This window comes from Streptomyces vilmorinianum, from assembly GCF_005517195.1.
In the GTDB taxonomy this organism is placed as follows: Bacteria; Actinomycetota; Actinomycetes; order Streptomycetales; family Streptomycetaceae; genus Streptomyces; species Streptomyces vilmorinianum.
In genome coordinates this window covers 6,608,928-6,624,712 of sequence record NZ_CP040244.1, presented here as the reverse complement: position 1 = coordinate 6,624,712, position 15,785 = coordinate 6,608,928, and the positions used below count along the sequence as shown (strand labels likewise).

Annotated in this window: 16 protein-coding genes; 6 read left to right on the top strand and 10 right to left on the bottom strand. The window is 71.7% G+C overall.

Annotation, left to right across the window (positions count from 1 at the left end):
* Window positions 1-48 precede the first annotated feature (48 nt).
* The 3 genes from FDM97_RS30630 to FDM97_RS30620 form a co-directional block, all read right to left on the bottom strand.
* The gene (locus FDM97_RS30630) at window positions 49-1,701 is read right to left on the bottom strand and encodes a phospho-sugar mutase (RefSeq protein ID WP_137993729.1); all 1,653 of its coding nucleotides are present in this window, start codon (window positions 1,699-1,701) and stop codon (window positions 49-51) included.
* Between the two features lie 168 nt (window positions 1,702-1,869).
* The gene (locus FDM97_RS30625) at window positions 1,870-2,673 is read right to left on the bottom strand and encodes a purine-nucleoside phosphorylase (protein WP_137993728.1); all 804 of its coding nucleotides are present in this window, start codon (window positions 2,671-2,673) and stop codon (window positions 1,870-1,872) included.
* A 181-nt stretch (window positions 2,674-2,854) separates the two neighbouring features.
* Window positions 2,855-3,292: a gamma-glutamylcyclotransferase gene (locus FDM97_RS30620; RefSeq protein WP_137993727.1), complete on the bottom strand. Its 438-nt coding sequence runs from the start codon at window positions 3,290-3,292 to the stop codon at window positions 2,855-2,857.
* A gap of 195 nt (window positions 3,293-3,487) precedes the next feature.
* Between FDM97_RS30620 and FDM97_RS30615 the strand changes: the two genes are divergently transcribed.
* Complete coding sequence (locus FDM97_RS30615) at window positions 3,488-4,927, top strand: NAD(P)H-quinone dehydrogenase (protein WP_137993726.1); 1,440 nt, start codon at window positions 3,488-3,490, stop codon at window positions 4,925-4,927.
* A gap of 202 nt (window positions 4,928-5,129) precedes the next feature.
* Window positions 5,130-6,062: a DeoR/GlpR family DNA-binding transcription regulator gene (locus FDM97_RS30610; RefSeq protein WP_254705983.1), complete on the top strand. Its 933-nt coding sequence runs from the start codon at window positions 5,130-5,132 to the stop codon at window positions 6,060-6,062.
* Window positions 6,063-6,066: 4 nt separating this feature from the next.
* On the opposite strand, the gene FDM97_RS30605 is transcribed toward FDM97_RS30610, so the two are convergent.
* The 3 genes from FDM97_RS30605 to FDM97_RS30595 form a co-directional block, all read right to left on the bottom strand.
* On the bottom strand, window positions 6,067-6,516 hold the full coding sequence (locus FDM97_RS30605; RefSeq protein ID WP_137993724.1) for a hypothetical protein: 450 nt from the start codon (window positions 6,514-6,516) through the stop codon (window positions 6,067-6,069).
* A gap of 20 nt (window positions 6,517-6,536) precedes the next feature.
* Window positions 6,537-7,082 (bottom strand): TetR/AcrR family transcriptional regulator, encoded by a 546-nt coding sequence (locus FDM97_RS30600; protein ID WP_137993721.1) that lies wholly within the window; start codon window positions 7,080-7,082, stop codon window positions 6,537-6,539.
* A 73-nt stretch (window positions 7,083-7,155) separates the two neighbouring features.
* On the bottom strand, window positions 7,156-8,910 hold the full coding sequence (locus FDM97_RS30595) for an acetyl/propionyl/methylcrotonyl-CoA carboxylase subunit alpha (protein WP_137993719.1): 1,755 nt from the start codon (window positions 8,908-8,910) through the stop codon (window positions 7,156-7,158).
* Between the two features lie 363 nt (window positions 8,911-9,273).
* Between FDM97_RS30595 and FDM97_RS30590 the strand changes: the two genes are divergently transcribed.
* Entirely contained in the window at window positions 9,274-9,699 is a 426-nt protein-coding gene (locus FDM97_RS30590) for a hypothetical protein (RefSeq protein ID WP_137993718.1), read from the top strand.
* An 18-nt stretch (window positions 9,700-9,717) separates the two neighbouring features.
* Here the strand turns inward: FDM97_RS30590 and FDM97_RS30585 are convergent, their stop codons facing one another.
* The 4 genes from FDM97_RS30585 to FDM97_RS30570 form a co-directional block, all read right to left on the bottom strand.
* Window positions 9,718-10,323 (bottom strand): Maf family protein, encoded by a 606-nt coding sequence (locus tag FDM97_RS30585; RefSeq protein WP_137993717.1) that lies wholly within the window; start codon window positions 10,321-10,323, stop codon window positions 9,718-9,720.
* 112 nt (window positions 10,324-10,435) lie between these two features.
* Window positions 10,436-10,564, bottom strand: a complete 129-nt coding sequence (gene mmpB / locus FDM97_RS36925) for a morphogenic membrane protein MmpB (RefSeq protein WP_137993716.1) — start codon at window positions 10,562-10,564, stop codon at window positions 10,436-10,438.
* 186 nt (window positions 10,565-10,750) lie between these two features.
* A complete protein-coding gene (locus FDM97_RS30575; protein ID WP_137993715.1) occupies window positions 10,751-10,963 on the bottom strand; it encodes an acyl-CoA carboxylase epsilon subunit in 213 nt (70 codons plus the stop codon).
* 17 nt (window positions 10,964-10,980) lie between these two features.
* On the bottom strand, window positions 10,981-12,582 hold the full coding sequence (locus FDM97_RS30570; RefSeq protein WP_137993714.1) for an acyl-CoA carboxylase subunit beta: 1,602 nt from the start codon (window positions 12,580-12,582) through the stop codon (window positions 10,981-10,983).
* Between the two features lie 133 nt (window positions 12,583-12,715).
* Between FDM97_RS30570 and FDM97_RS30565 the strand changes: the two genes are divergently transcribed.
* The 3 genes from FDM97_RS30565 (at window position 12,716) to FDM97_RS30555 (ending at window position 15,772) form a co-directional block, all read left to right on the top strand.
* A complete protein-coding gene (locus tag FDM97_RS30565; RefSeq protein ID WP_137993713.1) occupies window positions 12,716-13,567 on the top strand; it encodes a biotin--[acetyl-CoA-carboxylase] ligase in 852 nt (283 codons plus the stop codon).
* A gap of 171 nt (window positions 13,568-13,738) precedes the next feature.
* Window positions 13,739-14,878, top strand: a complete 1,140-nt coding sequence (locus FDM97_RS30560) for an adenylate/guanylate cyclase domain-containing protein (protein ID WP_137993712.1) — start codon at window positions 13,739-13,741, stop codon at window positions 14,876-14,878.
* Between the two features lie 105 nt (window positions 14,879-14,983).
* A complete protein-coding gene (locus tag FDM97_RS30555; RefSeq protein WP_137993711.1) occupies window positions 14,984-15,772 on the top strand; it encodes an enoyl-CoA hydratase/isomerase family protein in 789 nt (262 codons plus the stop codon).
* The last annotated feature ends 13 nt before the right edge of the window (window positions 15,773-15,785 follow it).

The window sequence follows — 15,785 nt, the reverse complement described above, 5'->3', positions numbered from 1 at the left end:
CCGTGAGGCCCGTACGGAACCGTTTCCGTACGGGCCTCACAGGGGGTACTACAGGCCGGCGGCGGCCGACAGGTCCCGCTTGATCGCGGCGAGGATCTCGGCGCCCTTCGCACGGGCCGTCGCCAGCTCGCTCGCGTCGGCGACCGGGACGACGACCTCCAGGTAGCACTTGAGCTTGGGCTCGGTGCCGCTCGGGCGGACGATCACCCGGGCCTTGTGCTCGCCCTCCAGGTAGTAGCGAAGACCGTCCGTCGGGGGCAGCGACTCCGTGCCCTTCGTCAGGTCCTCGGCCGAGGTGACCGTCAGGTCCGCGAGGTGGACCGGCGGCCGCTCGCGCAGCGCGCTCATCGCGTCGGCGATGACGCTCAGGTCCTCGACGCGCACCGACAGCTGGTCGGTGGCGTGCAGCCCGTGGGCCACGGCCAGGTCGTCAAGCAGATCCGTCAGCGTACGGTCCTGCTCCTTCAGCTCCGAGGCCAGCTCGGCGACGAGCAGCGCGGCCGTGATGCCGTCCTTGTCGCGGACGCCCTCCGGGTCGACGCAGTAGCCCAGCGCCTCCTCGTAGCCGTACCGCAGGCCGTCCACGCGGGCGATCCACTTGAAGCCGGTCAGCGTCTCCTCGTGGCCGACGCCCGCCGCCTCGGCGATCCGGCCGAGCAGCGAGGACGACACGATCGACTCGGCGAACACGCCCCGCGCCCCCTTGTGCACCAGGTGCGCGGCGAGCAGCGAGCCCACCTCGTCACCGCGCAGCATCCGCCAGCCGCCCTCGACGGCCGCGTCCGGCACGGCCACCGCGCAGCGGTCGGCGTCCGGGTCGTTGGCGATCACGATGTCGGGGTCCACGGCCCGGGCCGCCTCGAAGGCGAGGTCCATGGCGCCCGGCTCCTCCGGGTTCGGGAAGGCGACCGTCGGGAACGCCGGGTCCGGCTCGGCCTGCTCGGCGACGAGCGCGGGCGGCGGGAAGCCGGCGCGGGCGAAGGCGGCCGTCAGGACGTCCTTGCCGACGCCGTGCATGGCCGTGTAGACGGTCCGGACGCTCCGCGGGCCGCCCGGGGTCAGGACGGCGTCCGTACGGGCCAGATAGGCCTCCAGGACCTCGTCGCCGAGGGTCTCCCAGCCTCCCTCAGGGCGCGGTACGTCGTTCAGCGAGCGGACCGCGTCGATCTCGGCGGCGATCTCCGCGTCGGCGGGCGGCACGATCTGCGAGCCGTCGCCGAGGTAGACCTTGTAGCCGTTGTCGCGCGGCGGGTTGTGACTCGCGGTCACCTCGACACCGGCGACGGCACCCAGATGCCTTATGGCGTACGCGAGGACGGGCGTCGGCAGCGGGCGGGGCAGCAGGGCCGCGCGCAGTCCGGCGCCGGTCATCACGGCGGCGGTGTCGCGGGCGAAGTCGGCCGACTTGTAGCGGGCGTCGTAGCCGATGACGACGAGCCCTCCCTCCTGGCCCTTCGCCTTGAGGTACGCGGCGAGACCGGCGGCGGCCCGGATGACGACCGAGCGGTTCATCCGCATCGGTCCCGCGCCCAGCTCGCCGCGGAGACCGGCCGTGCCGAACTGCAGCGTCCCGGCGAAGCGGGCGGCGAGCTCGTCGGTCTCACCGGCCTCGATGAGCTTGGCGAGCTCCTCGCGGGTCTCGCTGTCGGGGTCCTCGGCGAGCCAGGTCCGGGCCTGGGCGATGAGGTCGTCCTGCGTCACGGTGTGTGCCTTTCGGAGGTACGGGCGGGAGGGTGCGGGCGGGGTCGGCGCCGGTGCCGCTGCGCGGAGCCTTCCCCCACCCCGCCCCTTCCCGAAACTGGGGGCGGGCCCCCAGACCCCCGTACGGCTCCGGCCGTGTCCGGGGTCCGGGGCCGAGCCCCGGTCACATCAGATGCGGTCGAGGACCCGCGTCAGGAGCTCACCCATCCGCGCCGCCGAGTCGCGGCCCGCCTGGAGGACCTCCTCATGGTTCAGCGGCTCGCCCGACAGGCCCGCCGCCAGGTTGGTGACGAGGGAGATGCCCAGGACCTCGGCGCCCGCCTCACGGGCCGCGATGGCCTCCAGGACGGTGGACATGCCGACCAGGTCGCCGCCGAGCACGCGGACCATGTTGATCTCGGCCGGGGTCTCGTAGTGCGGCCCGGGGAACTGCACGTAGACGCCCTCTTCGAGGGTCTCGTCGACCTCCTTGCACAGCGCGCGCAGCCGCGGCGAGTACAGGTCGGTGAGGTCCACGAAGTTCGCGCCGACGATCGGGGAGGCGGCCGTCAGGTTGAGGTGGTCGCTGATCAGGACCGGCTGGCCGGGGCGCATGCCCTCGCGCAGACCGCCGCAGCCGTTGGTCAGGACGACGGTCTTGCAGCCGGCGGCGACGGCGGTGCGCACGCCGTGGGCGACGGACGCGACGCCGCGGCCCTCGTAGAAGTGCGTGCGGCCGAGGAAGACCAGGGCGCGCTTCTCGCCGATCTTGTACGAGCGGATCTTGCCGCCGTGACCCTCGACGGCCGGCGGCGGGAAGCCGGGGAGCTCGGTCACCGGGAACTCGGCCTCGGGCGCGCCGAGCGCGTCGACGGCGGGGGCCCAGCCGGAGCCCATGACCAGGGCGACGTCGTGGTTCTCGACTCCGGTCAGCTCGCGAAGACGCGCGGCTGCGGCCTCGGCGGCCTCGTACGGGGTGGCAGTTGCGTTCACTGACTCTCTCGCCTCGGGGAGGGGGGTCCGAGGGGAGCCCCGGACGGATTTCCTACGCGCAGAAGCGTAGCCCGAGAATTCCTACGCGCGTAGATGACGATGCTGACGGACATGCGATCGTTGTCTTGTCGTTTCCCACGAACGGCGCGGTGAGGCGCCCGCGCGACCCGCGACCGAGACCTCAGCACGGACGCTTGCGCAGCTCCATCACGTAGTCGTGCGGCGCGCCCGCCGACTCGGCCGCGTCCGCGACCTCGCCGAGGTAGCGCGCGGACGGCAGCCCGCCCTCGTACGCGTTCAGGACGTACACCCAGGCCGCCTCCTCGCCGTCCAGGGTGTGCACCCGTACGCGCATCCGGCGGTAGATGTCGAGGCCGACACCTTCCCAGCGGTCCATCGAGTCCTCGTCCATCGGCGCGATGTCGTAGAGCGCGACGAAGACCTGGGAGCGCGGGGCCTCGACGATCGTGGCCAGCGCTCCCTCCCAGCCCATCTGCTCGCCGCCGAAGGTCAGCCGCCAGCCGTTGAGCCAGCCGGTGCCGCGCAGCGGGGAGTGCGGGGCGCGGCGGGACATGAGCCGCGCGTCGAGGTTGCCGGCGTACGCGGCGTAGAGCGACATGGGATCGAGGGTACGGGAGGGGAGAGCGTGCACGCGGAAGTCCGAGGTGGGGCCGTATGGAGGCCCCGGCGAGAGCGGGCCCCGGGCGTACGGGACAATGGGGTACGCACTTGAAGCGTGCGGGACAATGGCGTACGCACTGCATCCCAGCGGGGGGACTCCCCGGCAGAACGAGAGCGCGAGGCGTAGATCCCAGTGACCCGGATCGTGATCATCGGCGGCGGACCCGGCGGATACGAGGCTGCCCTGGTGGCCGCCCAACTCGGCGCGGAGGTGACCGTCGTCGACTGCGACGGCCTCGGCGGCGCGTCCGTCCTGACCGACTGCGTCCCCTCGAAGACCCTCATCGCGACGGCCGAGGTGATGACCACCTTCGACTCCTCGTACGAGGAGCTGGGCATCATCGTCGCCGACGACACCCCGCCGCTGGAGCAGGCCGCCCGCGTCGTCGGTGTGGACCTCGGCAAGGTCAACCGACGGGTGAAGCGCCTCGCGCTCGCCCAGTCCCACGACATCACCGCCTCCGTCACCCGCGCCGGAGCCCGCGTCCTGCGCGGCCGCGGCCGGCTCTCGGGCCGCCAGTCCGTGGACGGCTCCCGCCAGGTGATCGTGACCGCCGCCGACGGCTCCGAGGAGTCGCTGACCGCCGACGCCGTGCTGATCGCGACCGGCGGCCACCCGCGCGAGCTGCCCGACGCCCGGCCCGACGGCGAGCGGATCCTGAACTGGACCCAGGTCTACGACCTCAAGGAGCTCCCCGAGGAGCTCATCGTGGTCGGTTCCGGTGTCACCGGCGCCGAGTTCGCCGGCGCCTACCAGGCCCTCGGCTCCCGGGTCACCCTCGTCTCCTCCCGCGACCGGGTGCTGCCGGGCGAGGACCCCGACGCCGCCGCCGTCCTGGAGGACGTCTTCCGCCGCCGCGGCATGAACGTCATGGCCCGCTCGCGCGCCGAGTCCGCCAAGCGCGTCGGCGACCGGGTCGAGGTCACCCTCGCCGACGGCCGGGTCATCTCCGGTACGCACTGCCTCATGGCGGTCGGCGCGATCCCGAACTCGGCCGGAATGGGTCTGGAGGAGGCCGGCGTCCGACTGAAGGACTCGGGCCACATCTGGACCGACAAGGTTTCCCGTACCTCCGCCCCCGGCGTCTACGCGGCCGGTGACGTCACCGGCGTCTTCGCGCTCGCCTCGGTGGCGGCCATGCAGGGCCGCATCGCGATGTACCACTTCCTCGGCGACGCGGTGGCCCCGCTGAACCTGAAGACGGTCTCCTCGAACGTCTTCACCGACCCGGAGATCGCGACCGTCGGGTTCACCCAGGCGGACGTGGACGCGGGCAAGATCGACGCCCGGGTCGTCAAGCTGCCGCTGCTGCGCAACCCGCGCGCGAAGATGCAGGGCATCCGGGACGGCTTCGTCAAGATCTTCTGCCGCCCGGGCACCGGGATCGTGGTCGGCGGCTGTGTCGTCGCCCCGAAGGCGAGCGAGCTGATCCACCCCATCTCGATCGCGGTCGACAACAATCTGACGGTCGAACAGATCGCAAACGCTTTCACCGTGTACCCCTCCCTGTCGGGCTCGATCGCGGAAGTGGCACGGCAGTTGCACACCCGAAAGACGGCGGGCGAGGGCTGACCCGCCCTCCCGCCTGGGAAGATCTGGACAACCCCCGGCAAGGCGGGGCATAGATCGATCAACGACGGGGCCTCCCATACCACTTGGGGGCCCCGTCTGTGCGTATCTTCTGCAATTCGGCGCATAGTGCTGAAAAGTATCCCTGGGTGGGGTTACTGTCAGTTTCGTGTTCGCTGCAGAACGTCGTCAGTTGATCCTCGAAATGGTGCGAGCCAATGGGGCCGTGTCGCTCCGTGAGCTCGCCCGCGTCGTCCAGACCTCAGAAGTGACCGTACGGCGAGACGTGCGGGCACTGGAGGCAGAAGGACTCCTCGACCGCCGGCACGGCGGTGCGGTACTGCCGGGCGGTTTCACGCGAGAGTCCGGCTTCCCGCAGAAATCCCATCTCGCGACCGCGGAGAAGACGGCCATCGCCGACGTCGCCGCGAGCCTCGTCGAAGAAGGCGAGGCCATCGTCGTCGGCGCCGGGACGACCACGCAGGAGCTGGCCCGCCGGCTCGCCCGCGTGCCCGGCCTGACCGTGGTCACCAACTCCCTGCTCGTCGCCCAGGCGCTCGCCCACGCCAACCGTGTCGAGGTCGTCATGACCGGTGGCACGCTGCGCGGTTCGAACTACGCGCTGGTGGGCAGCGGGGCCGAGCAGTCCCTCCAGGGGCTCCGGGTCTCCCGCGCCTTCCTGTCCGGCAGCGGCCTGACCGCCGAGCGCGGCCTGTCCACGTCCAACATGCTCTCCGCGAGCGTGGACCGGGCGCTGGTGCAGGCGGCGGCGGAGGTCGTGGTCCTGGCCGATCACACCAAGCTCGGCACCGACACCATGTTCCAGACGGTGCCCACGGACGTGATCACGCGGCTGGTCACCGACGAGCCCCCGGCGCACGACGACCGGGCCGCGACGGAGCTCCAGGCGCTGGCCGACCAGGGCGTCCAGATCGCGGTGGCCGGTACGGGCGCGGGTGCGGGGGCCGGTGGTGACGCGGTCCCCCCGGGCGGCCGCCAGCGCCGTGACCTGCCGCTTCCCGGGCAGCGCGGTCGCCACCCGGCCGGTCAGTTCCGTGGTGCCGCGACCGCCGCGCTGAGCGCCGAGGCGATGGCGCCGGAGCGCACGGCACGGGTCGCGGACATGCGCCGCCGCTGAGCACTCAGCGCGCGCTGTACGGGACGATCGCGGCGGAGACGTCGTCGTCGGTCGTGATGTCCCGGCGGCCGCGCGCGAAGTGCGACGCACCCTCGACGAAGGCGTCGAGCCGCAGGGTCGTGACGGACTCGTCGCCGTACGGCGGTGTGTCCGGGCCGATCCGGTATCCGGTACGTATCACCTCGTCGTCCGGCCCGTTGTGGTCGACGGAGGCGAAGCCGGTCGTCCCGACGTCCCACGTGCCGCTGATCCGGAGGTCGTAGCGGATCTCCAGGAGGCCGGGACCGGGGCAACTCCAGTGGAACCGGCCGATGCCGAGCTCCGAGCTGATGCTGTCGAAGCGGCTCCAGCCGCGCCCGTCGGGCAGGAAGTCGAGCTCGCTCGTCTCCATCGCCCCGACGTCGAAGGGGCCGCTGTACCAGTGGCCGAACAGCCGCTCGTCGAGAATCGTCATGCACCGATTCTTCCGGAACGTCAGGCCTTGAGGCCCCGGAGGGTGAGTTCGAGCAGCCGGTCCGGCAACTCCGTGTCGTCCGGGCACTCTTCGGCGGCGAGCGCGATGGCGTTGGTGAGCTGCATCAGATCGCCGGTCGACACCTCGTCACGGACCGTGCCCGCGTCCCGGGCGCGGGACAGCAGGATCTCGCCGGCCGCGCGCAGCGGCAGGCTGCACGGCGCAAGGGCCGAACTCTCGTCCTGCGAGGCCGACATGAGCGCCCGGGCGAGCCCCCGGTACTCACTCGCATGAGTGATCAGGGAGCGCAGCCACTCCACGAGGGCCGGACACGGGTCGTCGGCCTCCGCCAGCTCGCGGCCCCGCTGGAGCAGCGCGCCCAGGGCCTCCTGGAAGACCGCGTTCATCAGCGCGTCACGGGTGGGGAAGTGCCGGTAGAGCGTCCCGATGCCGACCCCCGCGCGGCGGGCGACGTCCTCAAGGGAGGCGTCCGTGCCGTGCTCCGCGAAGGCGGCCCGGGCCTCGGTCAGCAGCCGCTCGTGGTTGCGGCGCGCGTCGGCACGCATGGGGGCTCCTCGGTTCGGCGAAGGGCCCGCAGGCGGTGTGCCTGCGGGCCCTTCCCAGCGTACAAACGGGTCGTCAGTCCTTGATCTCGCAGATCGCGGCGCCGGAGGTGACGGAGGCGCCGACCTCGGCGGAGAGGCCCTTGACGGTGCCGGAGCGGTGCGCGTTGAGGGGCTGCTCCATCTTCATGGCCTCCAGGACGACGATCAGGTCGCCCTCCTTGACCTCCTGGCCCTCCTCGACCGCGACCTTGACGATCGTGCCCTGCATCGGGGAGGCGAGGGTGTCACCGGAGGCGGTGGGGCCGGACTTCTTCGCGGCGCGGCGCTTGGGCTTGGCGCCGGCGGCGAGTCCGGTACGGGCCAGGGTCATGCCGAGCGAGGAGGGCAGGGAGACCTCCAGGCGCTTGCCGCCGACCTCGACGACGATGGTCTCGCGGCCGGACTCGTCCTCCTCGGCCTCACCGCCCGCCGGGGCGAACGGCTTGATCTCGTTGACGAACTCGGTCTCGATCCACCGGGTGTGGACCCGGAACGGGTCCGCGGTGAAGGCCGGGTCGACGACGACGGCCTGGTGGAACGGGATGGCGGTGGCCATGCCCTCGACCTTGAACTCCGCGAGCGCACGCGCGGCGCGCTGCAGGGCCTGCTCGCGGGTGGCGCCGGTGACGATCAGCTTGGCGAGGAGGGAGTCCCAGGCCGGGCCGATCACGGAGCCGGACTCGACACCGGCGTCGAGGCGGACGCCGGGGCCGGTGGGCGCGTTGAAGGTGGTGACGGTGCCGGGGGCGGGCAGGAAGCCGCGGCCCGGGTCCTCACCGTTGATGCGGAACTCGATCGAGTGACCGCGCACGGCGGGGTCGTCGTAGCCGAGCTCCTCGCCGTCGGCGATGCGGAACATCTCCCGTACGAGGTCGATGCCGGTGACCTCTTCGGTGACCGGGTGCTCGACCTGGAGGCGGGTGTTGACCTCGAGGAAGGAGATCGTTCCGTCGAGGCCGACGAGGAACTCCACCGTGCCGGCGCCGACGTAGCCGGCCTCCTTCAGGATGGCCTTCGACGCCGCGTACAGCTCGGCGTTCTGCGCCTCGCTCAGGAACGGGGCCGGGGCCTCCTCCACCAGCTTCTGGTGGCGGCGCTGCAGGGAGCAGTCGCGGGTGGAGACGACGACGACGTTGCCGTGCGAGTCGGCCAGGCACTGGGTCTCGACGTGACGGGGCTTGTCGAGGTAGCGCTCGACGAAGCACTCGCCGCGGCCGAAGGCGGCGACGGCCTCGCGGACGGCGGAGTCGTACAGCTCCGGCACCTCTTCGAGGGTGCGGGCGACCTTCAGACCACGGCCGCCACCACCGAACGCGGCCTTGATCGCGATCGGGAGGCCGTGCTCCTGGGCGAAGGCGACGACCTCGTCGGCGCCGGAGACCGGGTCGGGGGTGCCGGCCACCAGCGGGGCGCCGGCGCGCTGGGCGATGTGACGGGCGGCCACCTTGTCGCCGAGGTCGCGGATGGCTTGCGGCGGCGGGCCGATCCAGGTCAGGCCCGCGTCGATGACGGCCTGGGCGAACTCGGCGTTCTCGGAAAGGAATCCGTAGCCGGGGTGGATGGCGTCGGCTCCGGAGTCCTTCGCGGCCTGGAGCACCTTGGCCATGTCCAGGTAGCTGGCGGCCGGGGTGTCACCGCCCAGGGCGAACGCCTCGTCGGCCGCGCGGACGTGCAGAGCGTCCCGGTCCGGGTCGGCGTAGACGGCTACGCTCGAGATCCCGGCATCCCGGCAAGCACGGGCGACACGGACAGCGATTTCGCCACGGTTGGCGATGAGCACCTTGCGCACGATGGCTCCCTCCTTGAAACAAGCTGAGTTTAGGGACTGCCGACACGGCCTTTCGACCCGTCCCCAGTGGTGAGCTTGCCCACACGGAGCGTGATGCGAGGCCTGCTCGGGTCGCGAAATCCCTTGTCGTACCACGGTACGCAGGGTTCCTTTACGGCACAGTAGCTCCGAGGTGTGGCGCAGGTCTCTGTTCCGGCGACCAGTCGCCGAACGGGTTTCTTTGTGGAGTCCCTACGAATGGCTCAATGATTCTTTGCCGCCCGGTCCTCCCGCGCAGACCCTTGTCCGAAGGTTTACCCGTTAGTAGCCTTCGCGCTGTCGTTCATACCGTTGGTAACAGCCGTATTCAGGGGGGTGGCCGAGGTGGCCCGCAGACCGATAGCGCTCGTGACGGCGGCGGTGCTGTACCTGGAGGCGCCGGGCATCGTGGCGATCAACGCCATCATGGCGGGGTTCGTCGAGGCCCAGTCGATGTCCCTCGACGGACTCGACCCGGACGCGATGGTCACCGGCACCTGGGCGCTCGGCATCGTCTCCGGCCTCCTGCTCGCCCTCTGCGCCACCGTCGCCCTGATCGCCGGCATCCGCGACAAGAGCCCCGGTCGCGCGGGACGGGCCCTGCTCATCGGCTGCGCCGTCGTGCACGGGCTGCTCGGCGCGGTGACGATCGGGCTGATCGGCTGGGGCGCGTTCGCGTTCATGACCGTCGTGCTCGGCCTGATCGTGCTGACCCTCGTGGCGTACGGAAAGGGCACCGACGCCCTGGAGGAGGCGACGGCGCCCGCATAGGAGGGACGAGGCGGTCGCTCAGTCCCACAGGTCCGTGATGGAGATCCCCAACTTGCCCAGCAGGGTGCGCAGCAGGGGCAGCGACAGGCCGATCACATTGCCCGGGTCCCCGTCGATGCCGTCGATGAACGGCGCCGAGCGGCCGTCCAGCGTGAACGCGCCCGCCACGTGCAGCGGTTCGCCGCTGGCCACGTACGCGGCGATCTCGGCGTCGGTCGGTTCGCCGAAGCGGACCACCGTCGAGGCGGTCGCCGACTCGTAGCGCTTGGCCGCCGTGTCGTACACGCAGTGACCCGTCTGGAGGATGCCGACCCGGCCGCGCATCGCCTTCCAGCGCGCGGTGGCCTCCTCGGCGTCCTCCGGCTTGCCGAGCGCCTGCTTGTCGAACTCCAGGACCGAGTCGCAGCCGATGACCAGCGCGCCGAACGCCTCGGGCTTGGCGGCCACATGGGCGGCCTTCGCCTCGGCGAGCGCGAGGGCGAGCTCGGCCGGGGTCGGGGCGTGCACCTTGTCCTCGTCGACGCCGCTCACGATCACCTCGGGGGCGAGTCCGGCCTGCCGCAGCAGTCCGAGACGGGCGGGCGAGGCGGAGGCGAGCACGACACGGCGGCGATCAGCAGTCATGGGGGAAGCGTATCCAGTACGGGCGCTCCCGGGCGCCAGGCCCGATCGGCCGCCCGTCATGTCCGTGCGGGCCGGATGTCCGTGCGGGCCGGATGTCCGTGCAAGCCGGATGTCAGTGCAGACCGACCACGAACATCGCCACCACCATCGCCAGGGCCAGCAGGACCGACGCGCGCCGCAGCATCACCTGCGTGTCGCGCATCTCCTTCGGCGGCTCGTTCTTCGGGTCGGACCAGAGCATGCCCCGATCCTGCGCGCGGGACGGCCGGGGCGCCTGAGTACGGGTACTCAAGCGCCCCGGTACCGATGGACTAATTCCGCATGACCCGGTGATCCGGTGATCCAGTGACCCGGTGACCCGAAAGGTGACGGGTACGCGAAAGGCCGGCCCCCCCCGCACACGGGGTCCGGCCTTTCCGGTGTCTGCTTACGCGGGCCAGTAGGAGCGCGCCCAGGAGCGCGGGCCCGGGCGGGGCCGCACCGAGCGGGCGATCCTGGCCGGGTCCGACCAGCCCTCCGGGACCGCCGGGCCGCCGCCGGCAGCGGACGCCGCCGCCGTCGCCGCGGCCCGCGCCTGGACCACCGCCAGTGCGGCGGCCAGCTCCTCCGGGGTCGGGTTTCCTCGTACGACCTTGATCACAGCGACTCCTCAGGTCCTTACAGGGGGATGTTGCCGTGCTTCTTCGGAGGCAGGGATTCCCGCTTCGTCCGCAGCTGACGCAGGCCCTTCACGATCTGCGGGCGGGTGTCCGACGGCATGATCACGCCGTCGATGTAGCCGCGCTCGGCCGCCGTGTACGGGTTGAGCAGCGTGTCCTCGTACTCCTGGATGAGCCGCGCCCGCTCCGCCGCTGCCTCGTCTGCGTCCTTGGCAGCCTCGATCGTCCGCCGGTGCAGGATGTTCACCGCGCCCTGCGCGCCCATGACCGCGATCTGCGCGGTCGGCCACGCCAGGTTCAGGTCGGCGCCCAGGTGCTTGGAGCCCATGACGTCGTACGCGCCGCCGAAGGCCTTGCGCGTGATGACGGTGATCAGCGGGACGGTCGCCTCGGCGTACGCGTAGATCAGCTTGGCGCCCCGGCGGATGATGCCGCCGTACTCCTGGTCCACACCCGGCAGGAAGCCCGGCACGTCCACGAAGGTCAGGACCGGGATGTTGAACGCGTCGCAGGTACGGACGAACCGCGCCGCCTTCTCGGAGGCGTTGATGTCCAGGCAGCCGGCGAACTGCATCGGCTGGTTGGCGACGACACCGACCGGGAAGCCCTCGACCCGGCCGAAGCCGGTCAGGATGTTCGGCGCGAACAGCGCCTGCGTCTCCAGGAACTCGCCGTCGTCGAGGACGTGCTCGATGACGGTGTGCATGTCGTACGGCTGGTTCGCGGAGTCCGGGATCAGGACGTCCAGCTCGCGGTCCTCGTCCGTCACCTCGGTCTCGGCGACCTCCGGGAAGGCCGGCGCCTCGGAGAGGTTGTTCGACGGCAGGTACGACAGCAGGGACTTGACGTACTCGATCGCGTCCTTCTCGTCGCCCGCCATGTGGTGCGCGACACCGGACGTGGTGTTGTGCGTCCGGGCGCCGCCCAGCTCCTCGAAGCCCACGTCCTCGCCGGTGACCGTCTTGATGACGTCGGGACCGGTGATGAACATGTGCGAGGTCTGGTCCACCATTACAGTGAAGTCGGTGATCGCGGGGGAGTAGACCGCGCCGCCCGCGCACGGGCCGACGACCAGGGAGATCTGCGGGATCACACCGGAGGCGTGGGTGTTGCGGCGGAAGATCTCGCCGTACATGCCGAGGGCCATGACGCCCTCCTGGATGCGGGCGCCGCCGGAGTCGTTGATGCCGACGACCGGGCAGCCGGTCTTCAGCGCGAAGTCCATCACCTTCATGATCTTCTGACCGAAGGTCTCGCCCAGCGCGCCGCCGAACACCGTGAAATCCTGGGAGAAGACGGCGACCGGGCGGCCGTCGACCGTGCCGTAGCCGGTGACGACACCGTCTCCGTACGGGCGGGTCTTCTCCAGACCGAAGGCGGTCGACCGGTGCCGGGCCAGCTCGTCGAGCTCCACGAACGAGCCCTCGTCGAGCAGCAGCTCGATCCGCTCGCGCGCGGTCAGCTTGCCCTTCGCGTGCTGCTTCTCCACGGCACGCTCGGAGCCGGCATGGGTGGCCTCGTCAATACGGCGCTGCAGATCCGCGATCTTGCCCGCGGTCGTGTGAATGTCGATTTCTTGTGGCTGTACCGACTCGGACATCGGGATGCGGCTCCCTGCCTGGTCACGGGGGTTCGTTGGCTACGAATGGGCTACTGCTGGGCTACTGATCCGTAGGGTATCGACGCCGATACGGTTCGGCACTGCGGTCTTTGCCACACCTAGTCTGGCTTGCATGACGTCCTCTCATGGCTCAGGAGGGCCCTGGTCCGACCTGGACCGGCCCCCGCTCAACGCCGCCGCGCTGCGCCGCGCGCTCGTCTTCCCCGACGGTCTGTGGACCTCGCTCGACGTGGTCGCCACGACCGGCTCCACCAACTCCGACCTGGCCGCGCGCGCCGACGAGCTGCCCGAGGGCGCGGTGCTCGTCGCCGAGGAGCAGACCAAGGGGCGCGGCCGCCTCGACCGCAGCTGGGTCGCCCCCGCCCGGTCCGGGATCTTCGTGTCCGTGCTGCTCAAGCCCGACGTGCCGGTGCACCGGTGGGGGTGGCTGCCGCTGCTGACCGGCGTCGCCGCGGCGACCGGGCTCGCGAAGGCCGCCGGTGTGGACCTCTCCCTCAAGTGGCCGAACGACCTGCTGGTTTCGGTCGGGGGCGAGGAGCGCAAGACGGGCGGCATCCTCGCCGAGCGGGCGGGCGAGGACGCGGTCGTCGTCGGGCTCGGCATCAACGTCACCCTGCGTGAGGACGAGCTGCCGGTCCCCGCGGCCGGCTCCCTCCTCCTCGCGAACGCGATCTCGACGGACCGGGACACGCTCGTGCGGGGGGTCCTGCGGTCCCTGGAGCACTGGTACGGGGAGTGGGTGCGGGCGGACGGCGACCCGGTGGCCTCGGGCCTGCAGGCCACGTACGCCGCGGGCTGCGCGACCCTGGGCCGGCGGGTGCGGGCCGAGCTCCCGGGCGAGCGGATGCTGGAGGGCGAGGCGGTGGCCCTGGACGGCGACGGCCGCCTGGTGGTGGCGACGGAGGGCGGCGGTACGGAGGCGGTCGCGGCGGGCGACATCGTCCACGTACGCGCGGATTCGTAGAACCGCCGTACGGCGGTGGTGGGCATCGGTTCCGCCCTTGGCGGAACCGATGCCCGCAACCCCTGGGGACGCCGTAACGGCGTGAGCTGGCACACACCTGTCGTATCGTGGAGCGCGATCCAGGCGACAGATCGGCAGGGCAGTGGGCAGGGAACGGGCAGGAGGCGGCCGGTGACCGTCGACGACGCACGGGGCGGCGGCGAAGCCGAGCCGCCGGCGTACCCCACCCCTCACCATGTGGTCGACCACACGGCGGAGCCGAGCGTCGACCCGCTGGCGATCCGCCTCGAACAGCTCATCCTCGGCGCCGACCGCCGCTACACCCCCTTCCAGGCCGCCCGCACCGCCGGTGTCTCCATGGAGCTCGCGTCCCGCTTCTGGCGCGCGATGGGCTTCGCCGACATCGGCCAGGCCAAGGCCCTGACCGAGGCCGACGTGCTCGCCCTGCGGCGCCTCGCCGGTCTGGTCGAGGCCGGGCTGCTCAGCGAGCCGATGGCGGTCCAGGTCGCCCGGTCCACCGGGCAGACGACCGCGCGGCTCGCCGAGTGGCAGATCGACTCGTTCCTGGAGGGGCTGACCGAGCCGCCCGAGCCCGGCATGACCCGTACCGAGGTCACGTACCCCCTGGTCGAGCTGCTCCTGCCCGAGCTGGAGGAGTTCCTGATCTACGTCTGGCGCCGGCAGCTCGCCGCCGCCACCGGCCGGGTCGTGCAGGCCGCCGACGACGAGGAGATGGTCGACCGGCGGCTGGCGGTGGGCTTCGCCGATCTCGTCGGCTTCACCCGGCTGACCCGCCGGCTGGAGGAGGAGGAGCTCGGCGAGCTGGTCGAGGCGTTCGAGACGACCTGCGCCGACCTGGTCGCCGCGCACGGCGGCCGGCTGATCAAGACGCTCGGCGACGAGGTCCTGTACGCCGCCGACGACGCGGGCACGGCCGCCGAGATCGCGCTGCGGCTCATCGAGACGCTCAGTCACGACGAGACGATGCCCGCCCTGCGGGTCGGCATCGCCTTCGGCACGGTGACGACCCGCATGGGAGACGTCTTCGGTACGACGGTGAACCTCGCGAGCCGGCTCACCTCGATAGCGCCCAAGGACACCGTCCTGGTCGACGGGGCGCTCGCCGAGGAGCTCACCCGTACCGGCGACGCGCCCGTATCGGAGACCCAGGCGGCCGAGGAGGCGGCGCGGGCCGAGAAGGAGGGCGAACAGCCCCCGACGTACCGCTTCGCGCTCCAGCCGATGTGGCAGCGCCCGGTACGTGGTCTCGGCGTCGTGGAGCCCTGGCAGCTGAGCCGCCGTCCGACTTAGGGGGTGCCGTGCGGACCAGGCCGGGCTCGCGTGCCCTGGCACGCACGGCGCCCCCTAAGATCCCGGTGAACAGTCGTTAACAGCCGTTAACCGGGAGGGCGTCACATGTCCGAGCAGCGCTTTGGTGAGTTCGTCGCGGTCCGCAGGGAGGGATTCGTCGCCGAACTCGTCCTCGACCGGCCCAAGGCCATGAACGCGGTCTCCTCCGAGATGGCCCGCTCCATCGGCGCTGCCTGCGACGCGCTCGCCGCCGACGCCTCGGTACGGGTGACGGTGCTGACCTCCTCCAACGACCGCGCCTTCTGCGTCGGCGCCGACCTCAAGGAGCGCAACTCCTTCACGGACGCGGAGCTGGTCCGCCAGCGCCCGACCGCGCGCGGCGCGTACACGGGCGTCCTTGAGCTGCCGATGCCGACCGTCGCCGCGGTGCACGGCTTCGCGCTCGGCGGGGGCTTCGAGCTGGCGCTCGCCTGCGATGTGATCGTGGCGGACGCGACGACCGTGGTCGGGCTCCCCGAGGTGTCGGTGGGCGTGATCCCCGGCGGCGGCGGTACGCAGCTGCTCCCGCGCCGGGTGGGCGCGGCGCGCGCGGCGGAGCTGGTCTTCACGGCGCGGCGGGTGAAGGCGGTGGAGGCCCGGGAGCTGGGCCTGGTGGACATCCTGGAGGAGGACGCCCGTACGGCAGCGCTCGAGCTGGCCGGTCGGATCGCGGCGAACTCGCCGGTCGGGCTGCGCGCCGCCAAGCGTGCGATGCGGCTCGGGATGGGCCTCGACCTGCGGGCCGGCCTGGAGGTCGAGGACGCGGCGTGGCGGTCCGTGGCGTTCTCGGGGGACCGGGCGGAGGGTGTCGCGGCCTTCAACGAGAAGCGGAAGCCGCAGTGGCCGGGCGAGTGAGGGCCCTGGGTCG

What these genes read in the sequence shown, in the direction of transcription:
- FDM97_RS30585 (WP_137993717.1), bottom strand. Translation starts at nt 10,323, where the DNA reads ATGACTGCTGATCGCCGCCGTGTCGTGCTCGCCTCCGCCTCGCCCGCC.
- FDM97_RS30610 (WP_254705983.1), top strand. Translation starts at nt 5,130, where the DNA reads ATGGTGCGAGCCAATGGGGCCGTGTCGCTCCGTGAGCTCGCCCGCGTC.
- FDM97_RS30620 (WP_137993727.1), bottom strand. Translation starts at nt 3,292, where the DNA reads ATGTCGCTCTACGCCGCGTACGCCGGCAACCTCGACGCGCGGCTCATG.
- FDM97_RS30555 (WP_137993711.1), top strand. Translation starts at nt 14,984, where the DNA reads ATGTCCGAGCAGCGCTTTGGTGAGTTCGTCGCGGTCCGCAGGGAGGGA.
- FDM97_RS30570 (WP_137993714.1), bottom strand. Translation starts at nt 12,582, where the DNA reads ATGTCCGAGTCGGTACAGCCACAAGAAATCGACATTCACACGACCGCG.
- mmpB (WP_137993716.1), bottom strand. Translation starts at nt 10,564, where the DNA reads ATGCTCTGGTCCGACCCGAAGAACGAGCCGCCGAAGGAGATGCGCGAC.
- FDM97_RS30605 (WP_137993724.1), bottom strand. Translation starts at nt 6,516, where the DNA reads ATGACGATTCTCGACGAGCGGCTGTTCGGCCACTGGTACAGCGGCCCC.
- FDM97_RS30565 (WP_137993713.1), top strand. Translation starts at nt 12,716, where the DNA reads ATGACGTCCTCTCATGGCTCAGGAGGGCCCTGGTCCGACCTGGACCGG.
- FDM97_RS30600 (WP_137993721.1), bottom strand. Translation starts at nt 7,082, where the DNA reads ATGCGTGCCGACGCGCGCCGCAACCACGAGCGGCTGCTGACCGAGGCC.